Genomic DNA, 20,947 nt, shown 5'->3' with positions numbered 1-20,947 from the left:
CACCACAGGCTTAATTTCGTCTTGAAAAATCAGGGATAAGCGGTTAAATCATTTCACTTGTTTAAGATTATACCGATATATTTATAGTGTTAAAAATATTGTAAATATATGAACCGAAATTTTATCAAAATTTTTGCATTAGGCATGGCCGCGGTTTTTAGCGCCGGCATTGCTAATGCCCAGGTGAGGTTGCCGGAAGGCTACTTCCTTAAAACATTGCCAAACGGCCTGGATGTGCTGGTGATTGAAAACAGCAAAGTACCTTTAACTACCATTGAAATAGCTGTAAAAAACGGTGCTTACACAGAGGGGCCGGAGTTCAGCGGCCTGTCGCACCTGTTTGAGCACATGTTTTTCAAAGCCAATAAAGATTATCCAACCCAGGAGAAGTTTTTAAAACGTACGCAGGAGCTCGGCGCTATCTGGAACGGTACCACTAATACTGAGCGCGTAAATTACTACTTCACTTTTGACAGGGACAGTCTTAAAGCAGGGTTAAAGTTCATGAACGCGGCTATCCGTTTCCCAATTTACCGCGAGGAGGATATGAAAAAAGAGCGCCCGGTGGTTGACGGCGAATTTCAGCGAGCCGAAAGCGATCCTGGTTTCCAGCTTTGGTATGGCATGCAGCAAAAGCTTTGGGGTGATCTCATTACCCGCAAAAACCCTATCGGAGTGCACGAAGTGATCAACACGGCTACTCCCGAAAAAATGATGATCATTAAGGATAAATATTATTTTCCTAACAATAGCTTGCTGACTATTTGCGGCGATGTTAAGCATGATAACGCTTTTGCCCTTGCCGAAAGCATTTTTGGCGACTGGGCCAACAGTGGTTTCGACCCGCAAACCAAATTCCCTATACCCGCATTTAAGCCTTTAACCAAACCTGAGTATTTTGTAAAGGAAGCCACCATTGCCCAAACACCTTATATGGAGTTTACCTGGCAGGGGCCTTCATATCCAACGGATTCAGCTTCAACTGTTGCTGCCGATGTGTTTTCGACCATTGTGGGCTTAAACTCATCAAAACTGCAGCAGGCATTGGTTGATAAAGGTTTGGCCAGCGGTGTCTATGTAAACTACACTACCAGCCGTTATGTAGGCCCTATCGATATTTTCGTGGTGCCTAACCCTAACAAGCTTAAAGAATGCTATACCGAGTTAATGAACCAGGTAAATATGTGGAACAAGGACGACTATTTTACCGACGAGCAAATGGCTACTGCTAAAGCTATCCTGCACCGTAATGACATTAAAGCTAAAGAAAAACCTTCATCATTGCCAAGCCAGATCAGCTACCAGTGGTGCAGCACCTCGTTTAATTTTTATACCGACCTTGATGCCAACTATCAGAAAGTTACCCGTGCCGATATTAAAAAGTACCTGGAGACTTACGTAATTGGCAAGCCATATGCTGCCGGTATGATCATAGCGCCCGAGTTAAATAAAACAGTAAACGCGGCTTCATTTTTTGCAGCCAAGTAATTTAAAACTACCTCATCATGATGAAAAAATATATAATTGCCCTGCTGGTAGCAGCGGCTATAGGGAATACAGCCAAGGCGCAAAAACAGGCCTATGAAACCACGGTAGATGGCGTAAAGGTTATTGTACAGCCAAGCGGCAACGATATTGTTGAAGTACAAACCATCATAAAAGGCGGCGTGCAAAACTACCCGGCTACCAAAGCGGGTATTGAGTCGCTGGCAATGAGCGCCCTTACCGAATGCGGTACTTTAAAGCACGATAAAAACAGCTTTAAAGATGAGCTGGATAAAGTAAGCGCCACCGTTTACGGCAGCAGCAACAAAAACTATTCGGTAGTGCGCATGAACTGTATTAAAGGCGACTTTGACGTGGTTTGGCCTTTATATGTGGAGGCTATAACCCAGCCGAAGTTTGACGAAAAGGAGTTTGCGCGCATTAAGCAGGATGCCATCAATAACATTAAGCAAGAAGATTCACAGCCCGATAATGCCATTGATAAGTATGCCGATAAGGTAGCCTTTGCTGGCACCAACTACGCTAAAGACCCAAGCGGGACCGTAGCTATTGTTACAGCCTTAACCCCTGCCGAAACAAAGGCTTATTATCAGTCGATACTGACCAAATCTCGCATGGTAATTGTTGTGGTTGCCGATCTTGACCAGGCTGCTATTGAAGCTAAAGTAAAGGGTATGCTGAGCGGTATTAAACAAGGCCCGGCTTTCGCGTTTAAAAAATCGACTTTCAGGGCCGACAAAAACAGCATCAATGTTGAAAAACGTGATTTGGCTACCAATTATGTAGAAGGTATCGCCAGTGGTCCTGCCGCCGGTACGCCCGATTTTAACGCTTTTAATGTAGCCATGCGCATCTTCTCGAACATGCACTTTTTAGAGGTACGTACTAATAACGGTTTGTCATATGCCCCACAGGCATGGTTTAGCGCGGGTCAAACCTCAACTGCCAAGTTCTCTGTTTCAACAACCGAGCCTGATAAATACATAGCTGTGTTTGATAAGCTGGTTGATAAAATTAAACGCGAAGGTTTTAAACCTGAAGATGTAGCCGATATGAAGGTTACTTACCTTACCGGTTTTTACTATAAAAACGAAACCAACAGCGCCCAGGCATCATCAATAGCAGCAAATGAAGTATTGCATGATAACTGGAAACGTTCATTAACCCTGGTTGATGATGTAAAGAAACTCACTCCCGATGATGTGAGCAATGCATTCCGTAAGTATATCAACAATATTGTATGGGTATACCAGGGCGATCCTAAAAAGGTAAATCAATTGCTGTATATTAACGGTACACTGCATAATGGAGATAATCCGGTGATGCACTAATTTAGGTAAAAGGTTAAAGGCGAAAGGTTAAAGGTAGCTGTATCTGTGCTCATCTTTAACCTTTCGCCTTTTGTTTTTGGCCTTTCGCCTTTCAGCTTTTGCCTTTCACCTCATCCTCCGGCAGCACCGCTTTTTTCCTGGTTTTAGTCCAGCCGGCCCCTTTAGGTCTGGTGGGTACAGTATCGCCGAGGAGTTTGCCCCAGGGTTTCAGGGTGTCAATCCTGTCGAAGATGATTTTGAGGACTGCTACAAATGGAATGGAAAGAAACATGCCCGATAAGCCCCAAAGTAAATTGCCTAACAACACAACCACAATGGAGATAAGCGCGTTGATCTGCACTTTTGATGACACAATGCGCGGTACCAGGATATTATTATCAATAAACTGGATAACAAGATAAGCTATGATCACTCCTAACTGCGTTGTGTAACCGTCTTTGGTAACCGTTGCCATCAGCACGGGAAGTGAGATGGCTATAATGCCGCCCAGGTAGGGCAGCAGGTTAAGGATAGCGCCTATTACACCTATCAGGATGCCATACTTAACACCCAGTAATATCAGGGCCAGCGAATTCATGACAGCAACTATCACCATCTCAATCAATAAACCCTGGATATAGCTTTGGATGGCCGATTTGGTTTCTTTCAAAACATCGGCAACCTGTTTGGAGTTTTCTTCAGAAAATACTTCGTAAATAAAATTCAGGAGCAGGGTTTTGTAAAACAATACCAGGAAAACATATACGGGTACCACAAATATCAACCCAAACGTGCTTAACACATTGCCAAGTGTGCGGCCTACCAGCGCCTGGCTGTTATCCATAGCGTCTTTGATAAGCTTATCCTGCTTTTGAACTGAGTAGTTAAATGTGGTAGCTACCCAGTCTTTAAAGGTGATGAACATTTCACCAAACTTCTTTTTAAGCGTGGGCAGCGAATCTCCAAACTGGATGATCTGGGTAGAAAGAAAATAGAACAACCCTGTCAGTAAAATAGCGCCAAGCAGCATAGCCAGGCATATAGACAAAATTTTGGGCACTTTATGTTCCTGCAGCCAGTTGCTAACAGGGTTAAGCAAAATAGCAATAAAAGCCGAAAAGGCAAGCGGGATCATCACATCTGCCAGTTGGGCAAACACGTAAACCAATAATATCAATCCAAAAAGTATAACAGTACTTTTAAGGTAAAAGGGGTATTCTTTAACAGCAGGCATAGACGCAGGATTTTACACTGAAAGGAACAAGACAAACAATTGTTTGCTTCGCCGATAATTAGCCCGGAGGGATGCAGATTGGGTTGGTATGGTGTCCGTCCGTTTTGTGAACGAAACAGCTTGTCGGGAATTGCAAAAAAGCCTGCACGGTTAATGCAGGCTTTGGACATATTATGATTACTTGTTAATCTATTAACTCTACTAACTCAACACATTCCGCCAGCTAACCAAATCGCCGATGATCTTATCCAACTGATCGGCAGGAACGCGTTCCTGGGCCATGCTGTCGCGGTGGCGGATAGTTACGGTGTTATCTTCTAAGGTTTGATGATCTACCGTGATGCAGAAAGGCGTGCCGATAGCATCCTGCCTGCGATAGCGTTTACCGATAGCGTCTTTTTCTTCGTACTGGATATTGAAGTCGAGTTTTAGTTTATCCATGATCTCGCGTGCTTTTTCGGGCAGGCCATCTTTTTTAGTAAGCGGGAAAATAGCGGCTTTAACCGGTGCCAGGCAAGGGTGCAGGCGTAACACAGTGCGGCTGTCCTGTTTATCTTCGGTGCTTAGGTCTTCCTCTTCGTAAGCATTGATCATGGTAAGCAGGAACATCCTGTCTAAACCTATCGATGTTTCAATTACGTAAGGTACATAGTTGCCAAAAGGCTTACCTGTTTCAGGATCAACCTCGGGGTCAAAGTATTGAAGTTTTTTGCCCGAAAATTTTTCGTGCTGGCTTAAATCGAAATTGGTACGACTGTGGATCCCTTCAACCTCTTTAAAACCAAACGGAAACTCAAACTCAATATCATAAGCGGCATCAGCGTAGTGGGCCAGTTTGGTGTGCTCATGGTAACGGTATTTGGCAGCATCGGTACCCAGTGCAAGGTGCCATTTTAAGCGGGCTTCTTTCCACCGGTCAAACCACTCTTTTTGTGTGCCGGGGCGAACAAAGAACTGCATCTCCATTTGTTCAAACTCGCGCATGCGGATAATGAACTGGCGGGCAATAACCTCGTTACGGAAAGCTTTACCTATTTGCGCAATACCGAAAGGGATTTTCATCCTGCCCGATTTTTGCACGTTAAGGTAGTTTACAAAGATCCCCTGCGCGGTTTCAGGACGAAGGTAAATGGTATCGGCATCATCAGCCACAGCGCCCATCTGGGTGCTGAACATCAGGTTAAACTGGCGCACTTCTGTCCAGTTGCGGGTGCCGCTTACCGGGCAGGCAATTTCATGCTCAATGATCAGATCGCGCAGGCGGGTCAGGTCTTCGGCTTTCAGGGCCTCATCCATGTCATGCTGCAGTTGTTCAGCTTTATCGGTTTTGCCTTCGCTGTCGTATTTAGCTATCTTGTCTTCCAGCAATTGGTCGGCGCGGTAGCGTTTTTTGGAGTCTTTGTTGTCGATCATCGGGTCGCTGAAGCCATCAACGTGACCGCTTGCTTTCCAGATCTTAGGGTGCATAAATATGGCCGAATCAATGCCTACAATGTTATCATTCATTTGCACCATGGCTTTCCACCAGTAGGTTTTGATGTTGTTTTTGAGTTCGGCGCCATTTTGGCCATAATCATAAACTGCGCTTAAGCCATCATAAATCTCGCTGGAAGGGAAAACAAAGCCATATTCCTTGGCGTGCGATATAACATTTTTAAAAAGTTCGTCGGTTGATTTGCTCATAATAGCTGCAAAGATAATTTTTGATTTCGGATTTGGGAATTTCGATTTCGGATTTACTTTGAGATAAGTGTTACCTAAAAATATCGTTTTCTTAAAAGCTGCTTCTAATAAAACCTTATTTCCAGGTATCTTTTTTTCTGAACGCGTATGGAGAGAGCATTCATAACTATACAAACCAGTCCAGTAAATAGGATTGCATTCATTGTTTGTTATCAAACGATGCTTTAAGGGGTGTTAACTTTTGAGAAACCTTACCTTCATATATTCCGCATATTCAGTCAGCCATTTCTCATAATTTGTAAACCATCTACAATTATTGTCAATAGTTATAAACTATTGGCTGTTTTGCATTATTATTGTATTAAGCCTGCGATACCGATCACAAATGGAACAAATCGTAAAAATACTTTCCGCAAAATATGTTACCCACAATGTGAGGCAATTCAGGCTTGAAAAACCTGCCGGTTACAGCTTTATTCCGGGTCAGGCTACCGAATTATCAATCAATATGGAGGGCTGGCGTAATGAAACACGTCCCTTTACTTTTACTTGCCTTAACGATGATAATTATCTTGAGTTTACCATAAAAACTTATACCGACCATGATGGTGTTACCAATAGGCTAAGCAAGGTTAATGAAGGTGATGAGCTTATTATTCGCGACGTTTGGGGGGCTATTGAATATAAAGGACCCGGTTACTTTATTGCAGGTGGTGCAGGTATTACCCCTTTTTTGGCTATACTAAGGCAATTAAATAGAGATGGTTCAATTGCCGATAACAAGCTTTTCTTTTCCAATAAAACTGATAAGGATATCATTTTGAGGGATGAACTGAAAAGCATCCTTGGTGCAAACGCGCATTTTACTATTACCGGCCAAAAGGACAGTATGTATGATCAACGGCGCATAGATGCCAAATTTCTGAAAGCTGAAATAAAAGATTTCTCAAAGCATTTTTATATATGCGGCCCTGACGCGATGGTTACTGAGCTCAGTGACATATTAGGGCAACTCGGAGCTGATAGTGACTCCGTGGTATTTGAAAGGTAGTTTATGCGGAGACGCATCACGTGAGGTCTTCTATGCTTTGTCTTGCATGTTATCCCTGCATATTACAGACACATGTGGTGCGCCTCTGCAAAACACCTTTATTATTGGTTGGCATTTATAAAGCTGTACTGTTGTCCGTCCGCCCCGGGGATCATACTCCGAAGGACAAAAGCAGACAAGCTTTATAAACTATTGAATTGTAATACGTTTTTTACAAAGTATATGTTGCCTTATCGCCTCAAAAGGTTTTCAGAATGACATTCACATGAACTTTTTAACCTTTGAGGTACATAACAATCTTCTGATTTTTAGGCTGTAAACTACCATCCGGAATGGTTTGCAGCGAACCGGCTCCTCTAGACGGACGGACACCACAAAAGAACTCTCCGCTTTGCATGAATCTCAAATCTCCCGTCTCAAATCTCATATCTAAAGCATATTTTTACAGCCATGAGTATCAGTGTTGAGGCATTAACCAAGGTTTATGGTGTACAAAAGGCTGTTGATGGCATCAGTTTTACTGCCCAGCCGGGTGTATTAGGTTTTTTAGGGCCTAATGGTGCAGGTAAATCAACCACCATGAAAATCCTTACCGGCTTTATCCCGCAAACATCGGGTATGGCATCTGTGTGTGGGTTTGATGTGGCTAAGCAGCCACTTGAGGTTAAACGCCGTATCGGTTACCTGCCTGAAAGTAACCCGCTGTATACGGATATGTATGTTAAAGAATCGCTGGGCTTTGTTGCGGGCATCCATAAAATTCATGAACCTGCCAAACGTATGGCCGATATTATTGAACAAACAGGCCTCGGCCCCGAGCAGCATAAAAAGATAGGGCAGCTATCCAAAGGCTATCGTCAAAGGGTAGGGCTGGCACAGGCCATGCTGCATGACCCGGAAGTACTGATACTGGATGAGCCAACTTCCGGCCTCGATCCAAACCAACTGATAGGGATCCGCCAGCTGATCCTCGATTTGGGTAAAAGCAAAACCATTGTACTATCAACCCACATTATGCAGGAGGTTGAAGCCGTTTGCAGCCAGGTGATTATCATTAATAAAGGAATTATCGTAGCCAATGATACGCTGCAGCAACTCCGGAAAAACAACGGCGGCAAATCGTTGGAGGAGGTGTTTATCAGCCTTACCAATAATTAAAAAACAAATCATCGCTCCGTATCCGAAAGGACGTAGTGGAGTAATTATTATCTATAACTATTACCCATTTAATATTTTTTTAACATTTTTTGTAACGAATTGCTGGTTTGTAACATCTATATAGGCGAACCGGCAAGGCGGAGGTACCCCGCCATGCCAAACTTTATTACATTATTGTTATATGAAAAAACTATTATTATCATTAGCCTTTTTAGGCTTTACCGCTATCGCGGCCCACGCTCAATCAGCAAATTCAGACGGCGGAAAATTCAGTATTGGTGTTGATGCAGGTTTGCCTGTTGGTGACGCCCACAAGATTTCAAACTTCGCTATTGGCGGCTCATTGAAGTATGATCATCCAATTGCCGATCAGTTATTTTTAACAGGTTCGGCAGGTTATACACGTTTCCTATATAAAAAAGAGATCAAAGATTTTTTTGGTAAATCAGGAGCGGGTTTTATCCCGGTTAAAGCAGGCGTTAAATATTATTTTGACGATGCCTTTTTTGCCGAAGGTCAGTTGGGTGCGGTATTCGGTACAGAAAGTGGTGCCGGCACCGCGTTTGCTTACTCACCTGGTGTAGGCTATAGCTTTGCAGGTGGACTGGAAGCTGGTGTACGTTACGAAGCCTGGTCAAAAAACGGCACTACAAGCCAGGTTGCATTGCGCGTAGCTTTTAGGTTTTAATTAAACTACTGTCAACCTTTAGAATAAGCCCGGGAAATGTTTTCCGGGCTTATTGTTTTTCTTCATAATTATTAGCCGGGCAATATTGTATTTTCGGCCCGATATGAAAAAACTGTTATTGCTGTTCCTTATCCTCCCTGCTTTTAAAACCTATGCCCAGGATGTACCGAAACCTTCTACCGCTTTTAGTGCCGGGGTTGAATTTGGTATTCCATCGCGCAGTTTGTACAATGTAGGTGTTGGTGCATCGCTAAAGTTAGAGCAACCTGTTGTAAGCCCGGTAAGCCTAACGCTCACAGCGGGGTTCAGCAGTTTCTTTCGCAAAGATTCGCCTTTTAACTACGGCCATTCGGGCGGTGATGTCTTTGTACCGATAAAAGCAGGTGTACGGTATAATGTAGGTTCGGGCGTGTTTTTTGAGGCCGAAGCAGGTAGCGCCATCGAACTTAATTATGACGAGCGTAAATTGTTCGCCTTTTCCATTGGCCCGGCAATCATGATCCCTACCGGTACCGATAGCCGCAATTTTGAATTGGGCTTGAGGTATGAAAGCTGGTCGGCCCATACCTTGCAGCAAACAGCTATCAGATTTGCTTACAGATTTGGCAGGTAAATATTTTATTTTTAGCCGATATATTGCAGAAGGGCGTATTTTCGTTAAATAGCACCTGTAATCTTACATAACATGACTTATAAACCTATCCACATCACATTCATTTTATTGTTTACTGTATTTTCATTTGTAGCCAAAGCGCAGCGTGGCGAACAAACATCGTTAAGTGCAGGGTCTGGAATAATAGCTCCGCTTAACATGAATTACCGCAATGATAACGGTACCGATTTTAATGTAGATGCCGGCTTTAGCGTTAACCTGAAGCTGGAAAAGCCGATCACCGAAACCCTGCATTTTACAGTCGGCACCGGCTTTGTTTTTACCGCATCAACCCCGCAGTATTTATTTTCAAGCAACTCGTCAAACGTTTTCTACGATGACCACTATCATGATCTGTATGCTTACCTGCCGCTAACCGCGGGTTTGAAATATTACTTTACAAAATACCTTTATGTAAATGCCGAAACAGGCAGCGCTTTCAGCATCAATAGTAGAGCACGTACCTCATTTATTTACGCAGGAGGGGCAGGAGCTGTTGCGCCTATTGGCCCTCATCACGGGCTCGATTTTGGTTTGCAATTTGAAAGGGGATACAAGAATACCGATTACGACCATGCTATTAATCAGTTGGTGTTAAATGTGGCTTATAAGTATAGGTTTTAGGATTGGGTAGTTGTCCGGCTTTTGGCCACAGGTGGTTGGGTCCTGGAAACGGACGGACAGAGGTTTTAGTAGCAGATATTAAAGTGGCAGTTGCAGTAGTGTTGCCCCACAAGCTCAAAAGTCCCCCGGCAAGTTCAAGCGTCCTTCGCTTGAACTACGCTTTAAAAGGAGCGTCCACGCTTAAACCCGCAAAGGGGTTTTAAAATAATTAAATCCGATATCTCTCCCCGATATCCGAGCACACTTTGCTTTGGCGCATTATTGTTGTAATTTCGGCGCTTAATACAATATAATATAACGTGCTGAGTATCCTTAAAAAAGAAATAGTATCCTACCTCAGTTCGCTGGTGGCCTATGTTACCATCGGTGTATTTTTACTGGTGCTTGGCCTGTTTTTGTGGGTATTCCCTGATTCAAGTATACTGGAGTACGGGTATGCCGGGCTCGAAAGCTTGTTCAGCACTGCGCCGTACCTGTTCATGTTCCTGATCCCGGCCATTACCATGCGCTCCCTTGCCGAAGAGCGTAAGGAAGGCACTTTTGAACTGCTGTTTACCCGCCCTTTAAAAGATTGGGAAATAGTACTGGGCAAATACCTTGCCTGTTTGTTAATAGTACTTTTTGCTTTACTGCCCACATTGGTTTACTATTATTCGGTAAGTGCATTGGGCATGCCGCAGGGCAATATTGATACCGGCGCAGTGATAGGCTCATACATCGGTTTGTTTTTATTGGGAGCAGTATTTGTGGGGATAGGTTTGTTTACCTCATCCATCACTAAAAATCAGATCATTGCCTTTACGATATCCGTTTTTCTGTGTTTCTTTTTTTACAGTGGGTTTGATTCAATTAGTCAGTTGCTCTCATTGCAGGACCTGGGATTGCAGAATTTAGGTATCACCCAGCACTATGATTCGGTAAGCCGTGGTGTGCTGGATACCCGCGACCTGGTTTATTTCATCATCACCACCGGTATATTTATATGGCTTACCCTGTTTGTGCTGGCAAAGCAGCGCCAAAAGGGGGTAGGCGGTACTGTGATGATCGGCGTTTTAGGAGTTTTGTTTTTTCTGGGGATCCTGTCATCATTTACTTTTACCCGTTTTGATTTTACTGCCGAAAAGCGTTATACCATATCGTCCATCAGTAGGCAAATCATGGATAAGCTGCCTAAAAAAGTAAAAGTGGTGGTGTATTTACAGGGCGATAACCTGCCGGGCGGCTTTAAACGCCTGCAAAGCGCTACACGCGATATGCTGAGCGATTTGCAAGCTTACAGTAAAGGTAAAATTCAGTTCGAGTTTCGTGACCCATTGAAAGGTTTAAACAACGATCAGCAGAACGAAGTGATCCAAAACATGGCTGCCGAAGGTGTTGAGCCAACCAACCTGAGCGTTAAAACTGATAATGGCGTAAGCCAAAAGCTTATATTTCCGTCGGCGTTGGTATCGGCAGATGGTAAGGATATCCCGGTAAAGCTATTGCTGAGCAGGATAGGCCTCTCGCCCGATGAAGTACTGAATAACTCTATCCAAAACCTGGAATATGCATTTTCATCGGCCATAAAAAAAGCGGTTAACGGGGGCAGGCCGCAAATCGGCTTTACCGAAGGCCATCATGAACTAACCGATTTACAACTGAACGATGCCATGAAAACCCTTGCCGATGGTTTCCAGGTAGGCCGGGTTGATTTGAATGCAATTTCCTTTGCCGATCTGCAAAAGATCAAATTGCTGGTGATAGCTAAACCAGATCAAAAGTTTTCGGAAATAGAGAAATTTAAGCTTGATCAGTATATCATGCACGGAGGCCGGGTATTGTGGACTATTGACCAGGTTAGCGCCGAATTGGATAGCCTTCGCGGGCATGGCGGCGAGCAGCTTGCTTTCCCAAAACAGCTTAACCTGGATGATCAGCTTTTCCGTTACGGCATCCGTATCAATTATGATCTGATTGCTGATATGAACTGCTCGCAAATTCCCATCAGCACCGGCAATGTTGGCGGGCAGGCGCAGATCCAGATGCTGCCATGGCTGTATTACCCGGTATTTATTCCGCTAAGCAAACACCCGGTGGTGAAAAATTTGGACGGCATCGGCAGCGAGTTTGCAAGCACTATTGATATCCTCGATACCAAAAATGTAAATAAAACGGTGTTGCTAACCTCATCGCCCTATAATAAAAAGTTAACAGCTCCGCACATATTATCATTGCAGGCTTTGGAGCAGGAGCCAAACCCTAAAGAATTTCAAAGTACACCTAAAATAACGGGTGTATTATTGGAAGGCAGTTTTGTAAGCGACTGGCAAAACCGTCCGCTGCCCGAAGGGCTTAAAGAGCAAGTTGCCATAAAGCAACAAAGCGAGCCTACCAAAATGATAGTGATTAGCGATGGTGATATTTTAAAGAATCAGGTAGGCAGCGATGGTTCGCCTTATCCGCTGGGTTATGATCATTATACCCATCAAACCTACGGTAATAAAAACCTGCTGCTTAACATAGCCGATTACATGACCGACGACTCGGGGCTGATAGCCCTGCGTACCAAGGAAATTAAGATCCGCCTGCTGGACAGGGCACGTATCCGCGGCGAAAAATTGTACTGGCAGCTGGTTAATACTGTTGCACCGCTGATTTTAGTGTTAATATGTGCTATTTTTCAACATTATTTACGCAGGCAAAAGTATGCCCGTTAAATTTTCTATTTTTGATAGATTAATTACAACCATATGAGATTTATTGTTTCTACCTCAACATTACTCAAACAACTGCAATCGGTAAGTGGCGCGTTAAGCAGCAGTACTGTGCTGCCGATACTGGAAAACTTTTTGTTCGAGATAAAGGATGGGAACTTGACCATTTCTGCTACCGACCTGCAAACCAGCATGACCACCTCTTTGCCTGTTGAGGCTAAAGAGAACGGCAGGATTGCTATCCCGTCGCGTATATTGTTAGAGACCCTGAAATCATTACCGGAGCAACCTGTTGCTTTTTCGGTTGATGATAAAACCTTCGCCATTGAAATTAACGCCGGCGACGGTAAATACAAACTGAGCGGCGAAAACGGTGAGGATTTTCCAAAGATCCCGGTTGTTGAAAACGCTTCATCAGTAAATCTGCCTGCTTCAGTTTTAGCCGAAGCTATCAACAAAACCATTTTCGCGGTAAGTAATGACGAGTTGCGCCCGGCTATGACAGGCGTTTACTGCCAGCTAACAACATCGGCCCTTACTTTTGTTGCTACAGACGCACATAAACTGGTTCGTTACCGCCGTAAAGATGCAAAGGCTGCAAGCACTACATCATTCATCCTGCCTAAAAAGGCGTTAACCCTGCTTAAATCATCATTACCAAGCGATGATGTAAATGTATCTGTTGAGTATAATTCCACCAGTGCTTTCTTCAAGTTTGGCAATATCAACCTGGTGTGTCGTTTAATTGACGAGCGTTACCCTGATTACGAGGCGGTTATCCCTCAAAATAACCCTAATAAATTAAATATCGACAGGCTTACCTTCCTGGGTTCGTTAAACCGTGTGGCTATTTATGCTAACAAGACCACGCACCAGGTAAGGCTTAAAATAAATGGCAGCGAGTTAAATATCTCTTCAGAAGATATTGATTTTGCTAACGAGGCACACGAGCGTTTAAGCTGCCAATATGAGGGCGAAGACATGGAAATTGGCTTCAATGCAAGATTTTTAATAGAAATGTTGAAGAATTTAAGCTGTGAAGAAGTATCTTTGGAGATGTCAACTCCAAACCGTGCCGGTTTATTACTGCCGCAGGGAGGTGATGAGAATGAAGATGTGCTGATGCTGGTTATGCCGGTGATGCTCAATAGTTATGCTTAAGTGTAAACTTAAATTATAAATCCAAAACTAAGTCCGGTATCATAAACCGGACTTTTTTTGTTCAGCACCCGATACCAAAAATTACAGTAAGCAGTTATAGCTTATAATTGTATATGAATATTAAGGTTAAAGCTTTATTGATCATTATAGCCATAACGGGCTACCTTACGTCTTGCAAAAAAAATAATGATAAGCCCGATGCCGTGGATTCGTCAACGTCATCGCTAAACGTTATTAATGCCAGTTTTAATAATGTTAATATTTATGTTAATGGTACAAGAATAAACAATACAACAACATTTTATCCGGGAGGCACGCTCGGGTATATTTCGGTAAAAGCGGGTACACAAAGCTATTCGGTTAAATTAGATGGGCCAAATAATCCCAATCCGCTGTTTAGCCTGCCTTTAACTTTAAGTAAGGATTCTGTATATTCATTTTACGTAGCTGGTAATACGGTCGATCAGGTTTTTAAAACTACAGATGTATTGGTTGCCGATACAAATAAACAGGCAAAGATCAGGTTTGTAAATGCTTCGCCAGATGCCGGAAATATAAGCGTGCACTTTGAAGGTACAACAGCTGCCTTAGATACCCCAAAAATGAAAGATTTGGGTTTTAAAAGTACTTCAACTTTTTATTTGGTAGCGCCCGGGGAGCATAATATGGCGTTGCATTCGGCGGCCTTTCCGGGTACCATTGTAAGGGATACGGTATCACTAAGCGCCGGTAAGATATACACTTATTACGGTTACGGCAATAAAAGTACAGGCCTGGCAACCGGTTTGTTCATCAATCAATGATTACATTAATGGTTAATAAAAATAAAAGCAAGGTACTGGTTTCATTTTTTATAGCTATGCTATGCGGACTTTTCATCTGTGCTGTTTCTTCGTGCGGTAAGGGGGGCAATGCATCATCAATAGGCCTCAATACCCAGTTTCAAATCGTTAATTTAAGCCCCGATATCCAGCCGGTATACCTTTATCAGCATTTTATCAGGTATAATACCACTACCTATACTTATCCAAACAGTTCGGGATATTTTTACCTTTCAACACTTGAACCGCCGTTACAGTTACGTACAGCTACTGCGGCGCCGGTTATTTTGCTGCAATTTGATACTACGCTTAAAGCCAACAGGAAATACACGATGTTTATAACCGGCTTCAGAAAGGATAGTTCGTTTGTCAGTTCATTTATACTATCTGATAGTACCGGTTTGCCAGCCATAGGGAAAGGAAAGGTGAGGTTTGTACATACTTCACCCAATACATCAGCCCTGGATCTGCGGGCTAATGACACCCTTGTGGTTAGAGGTACTACCTTTAACAAGGTATCTAAATACGTTGAACTTACTGCCGGTAATTATAACTTTACCATTACCACTACCCGAACGCCCACGACAATTGAAACAACCCTGCAAAATGTAACTATACAGGACGGCCGCGCCTATACTATTTATACTAAAGGTATTGTTGGCAGCGCCGACTCATTGGCCTTTGGCGCGGGGGTACTTACTAATAATCTGCTTAGTAAGACACTTCAGTAGCTGCGTTTTGTTTAATATTTATATTTTTGGGCAAAATTTTAGCCTGTGGAAGTAATAAAAAGCATAATCGACTTTATACTGCATATTGATAAGCACCTGGTACAAATAACCAGCGCTTACCAGGGATGGACCTACCTGATCCTTTTCCTGATCATATTTGCCGAAACAGGTTTTGTAGTAACCCCTTTTTTACCAGGCGATTCACTGTTGTTTGCGGCTGGCGCGTTAATAGCCAGTGGTAGTTCGGGTTTGGATATCTGGCTGCTGGGCATCATATTAATTGCCGCTGCCTTTATCGGCAATACCGTCAATTATCTTTTAGGCAACTATTTAGGCCCTAAAGTTTTTAAAGAGGAAAATAAGATCCTAAAGCTCGAATACTATCTTAAAACCAAAGCTTTTTTTGATAAACACGGCGGCAAGGCGGTGATTTTTAGCCGTTTTATGCCTATTATCCGCACTATCGCACCTTTTGTGGCCGGTGTTGGCAGGATGCCTTTTTTAAAGTATAGCCTTTATAACATCGTCGGCGGTGCATCATGGATCATTGTGTTCCTGTTTGCGGGTTACAAATTAGGGCAGGTACCGGTGATAGCTAAAAACTTTTCGCTGGTAGGAGTGATCATCATTCTCATCTCGATATTGCCACCCATTTTTGCCGCTATAAAAGGCCGTAGCGCCAAAGTTTCTGAGGGGCAATAAAAGCCTGTTCAGCATTTTCAAATATCAAAAGCCTGTGCAGGATATAATTCCGACACAGGCTTTTTGTTTATTAAACAGGATGGTGGTTTATTCAATCGCCATCGGTAACCACTACATTAAAGCGACGACTTCTGGAAAACGGCGTTTTGGATTTGTCTGAAAATCCGGTTACTTCAAGTTCGATGGTGTAACTTCCGGCCTCGTGCGTTTCATGTATAGTACCGGCGTACCCACCTTGCTTTGCCGCTGACAGGATACTCCCGCCCTTTATGTGCGGCAAAAGGTCCTCCTCCGTCAACCGCTGCCTGTAAAGCAGATCGAGCTTCGCCAAATCGGGATGTTGTATAGTGTCCATTGTTTCTTCAGGCAGCTTTATGTTTTTAAGGTCTGATGCATAAGCTTTAATTGCGCTATTCTGACTTAGTTTGGGACGGGTAACCAAAGCACGTATTTGTTGTCCGGTTATCGGCTTTCCATCATCCGTTAAATGTGCATGATAAGTAATAGGCTGTCCTTTGCGTACAACAGCAGGGGCATCAACTGTAAGCTGAAGCGGAGCGGCATTGCCTGAAGGTGCGTATTCAAAGGCACCGCCTGTCAGGCCCTGCGGGGTTGTACCGCCATACATGATCTGGATATACCATAGGCCTACCGCCGGGTTAGGAATGTTAAATACCACATAGGCCCCTCCCTGTAAGGTAGGCATTGGTGTAATTACCACGCCGGCCGGCGTTACAAGTGTTACACTTAATTGATTAAGTCCGGGCTGGCCGTTTGTGAACGTATAATTAGGATCACTCCATACAACCGAAAACTGCCCGAGGTCGTTGCCTGCAGATACGGTGGCCGGAATCAGCAGGTAGTCATAGGCCTGGGCTACTTTGTATCCGTTTGCAAGTAATTGTGCATCAGGAGTTTGCGCCCTGATCTGGTTGTAAATTTGCATCATATTGAAAACATAGGGGGCATAATAATACTGGCCGCCGCTCTGGGTTGCAATTTGCTGCATTAAGTTTTGGTCAGACGCCGGCCCCATTGCACATGAATATACGGGAGGGGTGCCGGCAGGTAATGGCAGGGGATTGGTGCCGCAGTTTTGATAACCGTCAGAAAGCAGCACCAGGCCTTTATTTACACCGGCAGGAGCACTTGAAAGCATATTTACAGCGGTTTGAAGCCCTCCTCCCATATTGGTGCAGCTTCCGGTGAAACTTAGGTTTTGTACAGCTGCAGCTGCTGTAACCGGTACGGTAAGGTTTTGATCAACCTGTGCCAGGTTATAGGTTACTCTTCCGTTGGTGTCGTAGGATGCCACGCCAATATAATCGCCAGGGAGCGCATTGTTCAGGAAAGCTTTGGTATCGATGACTGTGATTGCGACATAATTTGAAGTTGTCATGCTATATGAAGTGTCTACCACAGGTATAGCGACAACAGGTGTTGAAGTTGGCATGGCTTTATGAATTAAAAGAAGGTGAAACATTAGTTGATTGGAGAAGCTGACCGCATGCGGTATTGTATTTAAGTGAAAGTATGGTAAGCTGAGTAGCCCATACAATAAAACCGGCAAGTATGGCGGCTGCTTCCAGGCCTGTTACTATGGCTATTACTTTACGAAGGATCCAGAATAAGGCATACCATCCTGCGGATGTCAGCACAAACTTGATAATGGTCCACATGAGTCCCTGCTGATATATTACACCTACAAAACCAATAGCGGCTGTGGCGCTGATTGCTTTTCCGGCCATTGAGCTCATGGCATTCATTACCGTTTGATTTGCACGGAGCAGATTATAAATACGCGTGGCGATATTGCCGGTGGTAGGTGCCAGCCCCACAGCCTGAAGGAAACCTACAGTAAGCGCAAAGATGAATTGGATCCACCAGAGCGTACAGTCTGATTCGGCGCCTATAGCCCCTTCGTAAACGAGCATGTCTGCCTTTACACCATGGTAAATAATACGGGTTATGCCATTGGTATCGGTGCGGGTAAAAACGCGGGACAGGTTGGCATTTTCGTCGAACATTTGCCGGGCTTTTTCATAAGCGTTATCAAACTGCTGGCGAAAGCCTTCTGTTGCCGGGCCTCCGTTTTTACTGCCGAACCAATCTTCGAATTGTGCCCAGCTTTCCTCTTTATGATCTTCGGTAAAAACTTTGGGCTGACTGGCAAATAGGATATCAGTAGGCGGCGGTACAGGCGTTTCTACGTTTTGATTTAGGTAAATAGCGTTGATGGATTGTGGGATGCCCAAAAGCGCAATCTGCTCGGTGGTTAAAACGTTTACGGTTTGGAGTTGCTGCACAGCACCGTTATCCAGTTCAAGGGTTGATTTGTCGGTTGTATCTATCGGCGGGTTAACGGTGAAATCAAAATTTGAAATTAAACGGTTATCGGTTATCACGTCATTGTACATCCATTGAACAATTTCTGATTGTTCCAAACATACATTCCAGATGCGCAGGTTTTGGATAGAACCGCCGAAGTTGTCGATGATATTTCCGTTCGAATCATATTGGGCGCCTACGAGTACATGCCCGTTTGGAACCGCGGTAACCGGCGAAGGAAAATAATCGATAGCCTGAAGGTTACCGTTTACGTACAAGCTAAGGGCTTTAACATCGCTATCATAACTTAGTGCAAAATGATAATAGCTTAGCGGCAAAACCGAGGCTGCTGATGCTAAAGAAATACTGTCGCTGTTACGCTGGCCTATAACCTGGTTGTTTTGATAGCTTACTTTGTATTCCCATGCGCCGTCCAGGCCATAACTTAACAGGATACCGTTGCTGCTGCTGCCCGGGAAGAACCAGCCTTCAATGGTATAAGGGGCGTTTCCGGGAATGCTGTATTCGGGAAAGGAGCCGCAATCAACATAACCATCCGCTCCCAGTACAACAGATGGAACATTGAACGCGTATTGTACATTGTTTTTGAAATTAAGGGCTATATTATTTCCGGAACTGTCTACCCCCGGCATTTCCGAAAAGTCGCTGTAAAATATAAGGTTGGGATTTTGGACAGCGCTATAATTATTTACTTGTACCGAATCATTAAGGATATCTTCAGCGTCGCGCACGCTATTCCAGATCATAATCCTTCCAAGCTGGCCCTGTAGGTACCAGATCGGGCTACTCTGCTGCATTACAGCCCCCAGCAGCATATTGGTACCGCTTGCAGGCAGCGTTCCCGAAAAGGTGCTTTGCGCAACAGCCACGCCATCAACATAAAGCGATAAACTGGAAGTTGTACCATCAAATACAGAGGCCAGGTGGTGCCATTCGTCGACAGTGATGGGTAAAGTTGATTTGATCAGATACGGTGCGATGCCTACATAGGCGTAAACATAACCCGATTCAAGAAATAATTGGTATTGTCCGCCAACCGCATTGTCAACATTGCCAACTACGGATTGAAATCCGTTAAGGCTCGACACGTTTACCCAGGCCTCCAGGGTAAAGGAGGTTAAATTGTTTAGTACGGTTGGTGTACCGCAATCTACATAAGCGGTGTTTCCAAGTTGCAGCACACTTGATGCCCATCGTGGTGCTAAAGTTAAATTTGCCATAAGATGATAGTTTATAGATGTAAATATTCAGTGATATAAAATGCCAGTCACTCGATATGGCCTCCTGTTTATTTAATTCTCTATTAGGTTTAGGGCTTGTGGCTAAAAGGGGAGGTCAAATCAACTTCCTGATTGATTTAACTAAGTTAGGAGGGTTGTAAACCGGGTAATAGCGTATAAATACCTAATGGAAAAATTGCGTATAAATACCAATGATAACGGGAAATGAAGCAGATGAGGCAGCAATTTCTAATGATTGATTATGCTGCCATGTTACGATTGTTTCAGATAAGAAAGGTGATAACTGGTGTTAGCCCTTTCGCTGTTTTCGTGGAGCTGATACGGAGAATATAAAGAAGGCAGGGGAAGGCTGCCGGGTTTGATCGTTAACTATTTTATTATTAATGCTTTGCCTGATCGGTAAAGCATTTCTTCTTGCCGAAGCTTTGCCTTTTGTTCGATGCTTAAAGGCTGTGCGATAAGCTTGTTCAGGTCGGGCTGCCCTGCATCAACCCAGGCCGAGTACCAGAAACTACCCACGGAAAGAATAGATGCCCGCATTTGCCTTGCCACCATCCCCTTCAGCATTTTGTGATAAGTCAGGCTATAGGCCACGGAGTAATCGGTAATTTGCTTTTTGCCATGCTGTACCAACGCGTACTTTTTGTCCTGCGGGTAGGTTTTGTTCAGTATGCGCTCAAAGCGTAAAACCGTATCAACGGTTTTGTAAGTAGCCTTGCATATACGGAATGCTTCGTTCAACGGGTTTTCAATATACCGGGCCTTGCCAACGTAGTAATTATAATGATTGGCAAATAACTCGGGCAGGCGGCTTTCCCAAAGGGCATGGATGCCGGTTTGCCCCGTAAGCTGGCCGTTGTAGTTTTGGGTTAGGTGCAGCGGTACGTGTGCATCGGCAATATAATGCCCTAAATAGGCAGATGCATTAAGGATAGCCGTTGTATCATGGGCTTTCAAAGCCCGTACCAGCCTGTAATACTGGTACTGAATGGTCCAGGGAACAGTGCCGTATTTAATGATGGTATCTTTTGAGTATTTGGCAACGGCATCCTTCCATTTTTTAGGCATAGCCTCAAAGGGTTTTTTGCCGTAACGGTCGGCATCAAAGAAATGGCGTGGCGCTTCTGATGAGTCAACATAGCGGCGTTTGTCGGCGCTAACGGCATGTTCGGTTATATAATCGATATTGCATCTGTAAAAATCTGCCATGGCCTTAGGTAGCGTGAAAACCGCCAGCCGGTTAATACGATAATGTGCAAAGAATCCCCATGATGAGCATAACATGATTAAACAGGTACCAGTTATGCTTAAAATTATGCGGCGGTTCATGAGGCAAAGATGCA

Annotated in this window: 17 protein-coding genes; 12 read left to right on the top strand and 5 right to left on the bottom strand. The window is 43.9% G+C overall.

Annotation, left to right across the window (positions count from 1 at the left end; all coding sequences use genetic code 11):
* The first annotated feature begins 108 nt into the window (after positions 1–108).
* A complete protein-coding gene (locus IEX80_RS24010; RefSeq protein WP_229701744.1) occupies positions 109–1,488 on the top strand; it encodes a M16 family metallopeptidase in 1,380 nt (459 codons plus the stop codon).
* A 20-nt stretch (positions 1,489–1,508) separates the two neighbouring features.
* Complete coding sequence (locus tag IEX80_RS24005) at positions 1,509–2,837, top strand: M16 family metallopeptidase (protein ID WP_229701743.1); 1,329 nt, start codon at positions 1,509–1,511, stop codon at positions 2,835–2,837.
* Positions 2,838–2,928: 91 nt separating this feature from the next.
* Here the strand turns inward: IEX80_RS24005 and IEX80_RS24000 are convergent, their stop codons facing one another.
* Both IEX80_RS24000 and IEX80_RS23995 read right to left on the bottom strand, forming a co-directional pair.
* On the bottom strand, positions 2,929–4,050 hold the full coding sequence (locus IEX80_RS24000; protein WP_090529820.1) for an AI-2E family transporter: 1,122 nt from the start codon (positions 4,048–4,050) through the stop codon (positions 2,929–2,931).
* Positions 4,051–4,251: 201 nt separating this feature from the next.
* The gene (locus tag IEX80_RS23995) at positions 4,252–5,733 is read right to left on the bottom strand and encodes a glycine--tRNA ligase (protein ID WP_188834399.1); all 1,482 of its coding nucleotides are present in this window, start codon (positions 5,731–5,733) and stop codon (positions 4,252–4,254) included.
* A gap of 385 nt (positions 5,734–6,118) precedes the next feature.
* Here IEX80_RS23995 and IEX80_RS23990 point away from each other — a divergent pair, with 385 nt between their 5' ends.
* From IEX80_RS23990 to IEX80_RS23945, 10 genes are all read left to right on the top strand, one after another.
* Positions 6,119–6,784 carry an FAD-binding oxidoreductase gene (locus IEX80_RS23990; RefSeq protein ID WP_188834398.1) on the top strand — a complete coding sequence of 222 codons (666 nt, stop codon included), beginning with the start codon at positions 6,119–6,121 and terminating at the stop codon, positions 6,782–6,784.
* Between the two features lie 450 nt (positions 6,785–7,234).
* Entirely contained in the window at positions 7,235–7,942 is a 708-nt protein-coding gene (locus tag IEX80_RS23985; protein ID WP_188834397.1) for an ATP-binding cassette domain-containing protein, read from the top strand.
* Between the two features lie 181 nt (positions 7,943–8,123).
* Complete coding sequence (locus IEX80_RS23980) at positions 8,124–8,630, top strand: outer membrane beta-barrel protein (protein WP_112654104.1); 507 nt, start codon at positions 8,124–8,126, stop codon at positions 8,628–8,630.
* A gap of 103 nt (positions 8,631–8,733) precedes the next feature.
* Positions 8,734–9,243 (top strand): hypothetical protein, encoded by a 510-nt coding sequence (locus IEX80_RS23975; RefSeq protein ID WP_176625038.1) that lies wholly within the window; start codon positions 8,734–8,736, stop codon positions 9,241–9,243.
* Between the two features lie 72 nt (positions 9,244–9,315).
* Complete coding sequence (locus IEX80_RS23970; RefSeq protein WP_188834396.1) at positions 9,316–9,906, top strand: hypothetical protein; 591 nt, start codon at positions 9,316–9,318, stop codon at positions 9,904–9,906.
* A 299-nt stretch (positions 9,907–10,205) separates the two neighbouring features.
* Positions 10,206–12,602 carry a gliding motility-associated ABC transporter substrate-binding protein GldG gene (gene gldG, locus IEX80_RS23965; RefSeq protein ID WP_188834395.1) on the top strand — a complete coding sequence of 799 codons (2,397 nt, stop codon included), beginning with the start codon at positions 10,206–10,208 and terminating at the stop codon, positions 12,600–12,602.
* A 33-nt stretch (positions 12,603–12,635) separates the two neighbouring features.
* Positions 12,636–13,760, top strand: coding sequence for a DNA polymerase III subunit beta (dnaN, locus tag IEX80_RS23960; RefSeq protein ID WP_090529793.1), 1,125 nt, complete (start codon positions 12,636–12,638; stop codon positions 13,758–13,760).
* 113 nt (positions 13,761–13,873) lie between these two features.
* A complete protein-coding gene (locus tag IEX80_RS23955; protein WP_188834394.1) occupies positions 13,874–14,563 on the top strand; it encodes a DUF4397 domain-containing protein in 690 nt (229 codons plus the stop codon).
* Between the two features lie 8 nt (positions 14,564–14,571).
* A complete protein-coding gene (locus tag IEX80_RS23950; protein WP_188834393.1) occupies positions 14,572–15,312 on the top strand; it encodes a DUF4397 domain-containing protein in 741 nt (246 codons plus the stop codon).
* Between the two features lie 45 nt (positions 15,313–15,357).
* Positions 15,358–16,014, top strand: coding sequence for a DedA family protein (locus tag IEX80_RS23945; protein ID WP_090529785.1), 657 nt, complete (start codon positions 15,358–15,360; stop codon positions 16,012–16,014).
* 91 nt (positions 16,015–16,105) lie between these two features.
* Here the strand turns inward: IEX80_RS23945 and IEX80_RS23940 are convergent, their stop codons facing one another.
* The 3 genes from IEX80_RS23940 to IEX80_RS23930 all read right to left on the bottom strand — a co-directional run bounded on the left by IEX80_RS23940 (position 16,106) and on the right by IEX80_RS23930 (position 20,933).
* Positions 16,106–17,467: a vWA domain-containing protein gene (locus IEX80_RS23940; RefSeq protein WP_188834392.1), complete on the bottom strand. Its 1,362-nt coding sequence runs from the start codon at positions 17,465–17,467 to the stop codon at positions 16,106–16,108.
* 4 nt (positions 17,468–17,471) lie between these two features.
* Positions 17,472–19,583: a LamG domain-containing protein gene (locus IEX80_RS23935; RefSeq protein WP_188834391.1), complete on the bottom strand. Its 2,112-nt coding sequence runs from the start codon at positions 19,581–19,583 to the stop codon at positions 17,472–17,474.
* Between the two features lie 390 nt (positions 19,584–19,973).
* Complete coding sequence (locus tag IEX80_RS23930; RefSeq protein ID WP_188834390.1) at positions 19,974–20,933, bottom strand: zinc dependent phospholipase C family protein; 960 nt, start codon at positions 20,931–20,933, stop codon at positions 19,974–19,976.
* Between the last annotated feature and the right edge of the window lie 14 nt (positions 20,934–20,947).

This window comes from Mucilaginibacter rubeus (assembly GCF_014643835.1).
In the GTDB taxonomy this organism is placed as follows: domain Bacteria; phylum Bacteroidota; class Bacteroidia; order Sphingobacteriales; family Sphingobacteriaceae; genus Mucilaginibacter; species Mucilaginibacter rubeus.
Note: the sequence above shows the minus strand (reverse complement) of the source record. Positions and strands in the feature narration are given on the sequence as shown.

Bases quoted from the DNA above. Each gene is read 5' to 3' on its own strand.
- IEX80_RS23990 (WP_188834398.1), top strand. From the start codon at position 6,119: ATGGAACAAATCGTAAAAATACTTTCCGCAAAATATGTTACCCACAAT.
- IEX80_RS23980 (WP_112654104.1), top strand. From the start codon at position 8,124: ATGAAAAAACTATTATTATCATTAGCCTTTTTAGGCTTTACCGCTATC.
- dnaN (WP_090529793.1), top strand. From the start codon at position 12,636: ATGAGATTTATTGTTTCTACCTCAACATTACTCAAACAACTGCAATCG.
- IEX80_RS23970 (WP_188834396.1), top strand. From the start codon at position 9,316: ATGACTTATAAACCTATCCACATCACATTCATTTTATTGTTTACTGTA.
- IEX80_RS23940 (WP_188834392.1), bottom strand. From the start codon at position 17,467: ATGCCAACTTCAACACCTGTTGTCGCTATACCTGTGGTAGACACTTCA.
- IEX80_RS23930 (WP_188834390.1), bottom strand. From the start codon at position 20,933: ATGAACCGCCGCATAATTTTAAGCATAACTGGTACCTGTTTAATCATG.
- IEX80_RS23950 (WP_188834393.1), top strand. From the start codon at position 14,572: ATGGTTAATAAAAATAAAAGCAAGGTACTGGTTTCATTTTTTATAGCT.
- IEX80_RS23955 (WP_188834394.1), top strand. From the start codon at position 13,874: ATGAATATTAAGGTTAAAGCTTTATTGATCATTATAGCCATAACGGGC.
- IEX80_RS23975 (WP_176625038.1), top strand. From the start codon at position 8,734: ATGAAAAAACTGTTATTGCTGTTCCTTATCCTCCCTGCTTTTAAAACC.
- IEX80_RS24010 (WP_229701744.1), top strand. From the start codon at position 109: ATGAACCGAAATTTTATCAAAATTTTTGCATTAGGCATGGCCGCGGTT.
- IEX80_RS23985 (WP_188834397.1), top strand. From the start codon at position 7,235: ATGAGTATCAGTGTTGAGGCATTAACCAAGGTTTATGGTGTACAAAAG.
- IEX80_RS23995 (WP_188834399.1), bottom strand. From the start codon at position 5,733: ATGAGCAAATCAACCGACGAACTTTTTAAAAATGTTATATCGCACGCC.
- IEX80_RS23935 (WP_188834391.1), bottom strand. From the start codon at position 19,583: ATGGCAAATTTAACTTTAGCACCACGATGGGCATCAAGTGTGCTGCAA.
- IEX80_RS24000 (WP_090529820.1), bottom strand. From the start codon at position 4,050: ATGCCTGCTGTTAAAGAATACCCCTTTTACCTTAAAAGTACTGTTATA.
- IEX80_RS24005 (WP_229701743.1), top strand. From the start codon at position 1,509: ATGAAAAAATATATAATTGCCCTGCTGGTAGCAGCGGCTATAGGGAAT.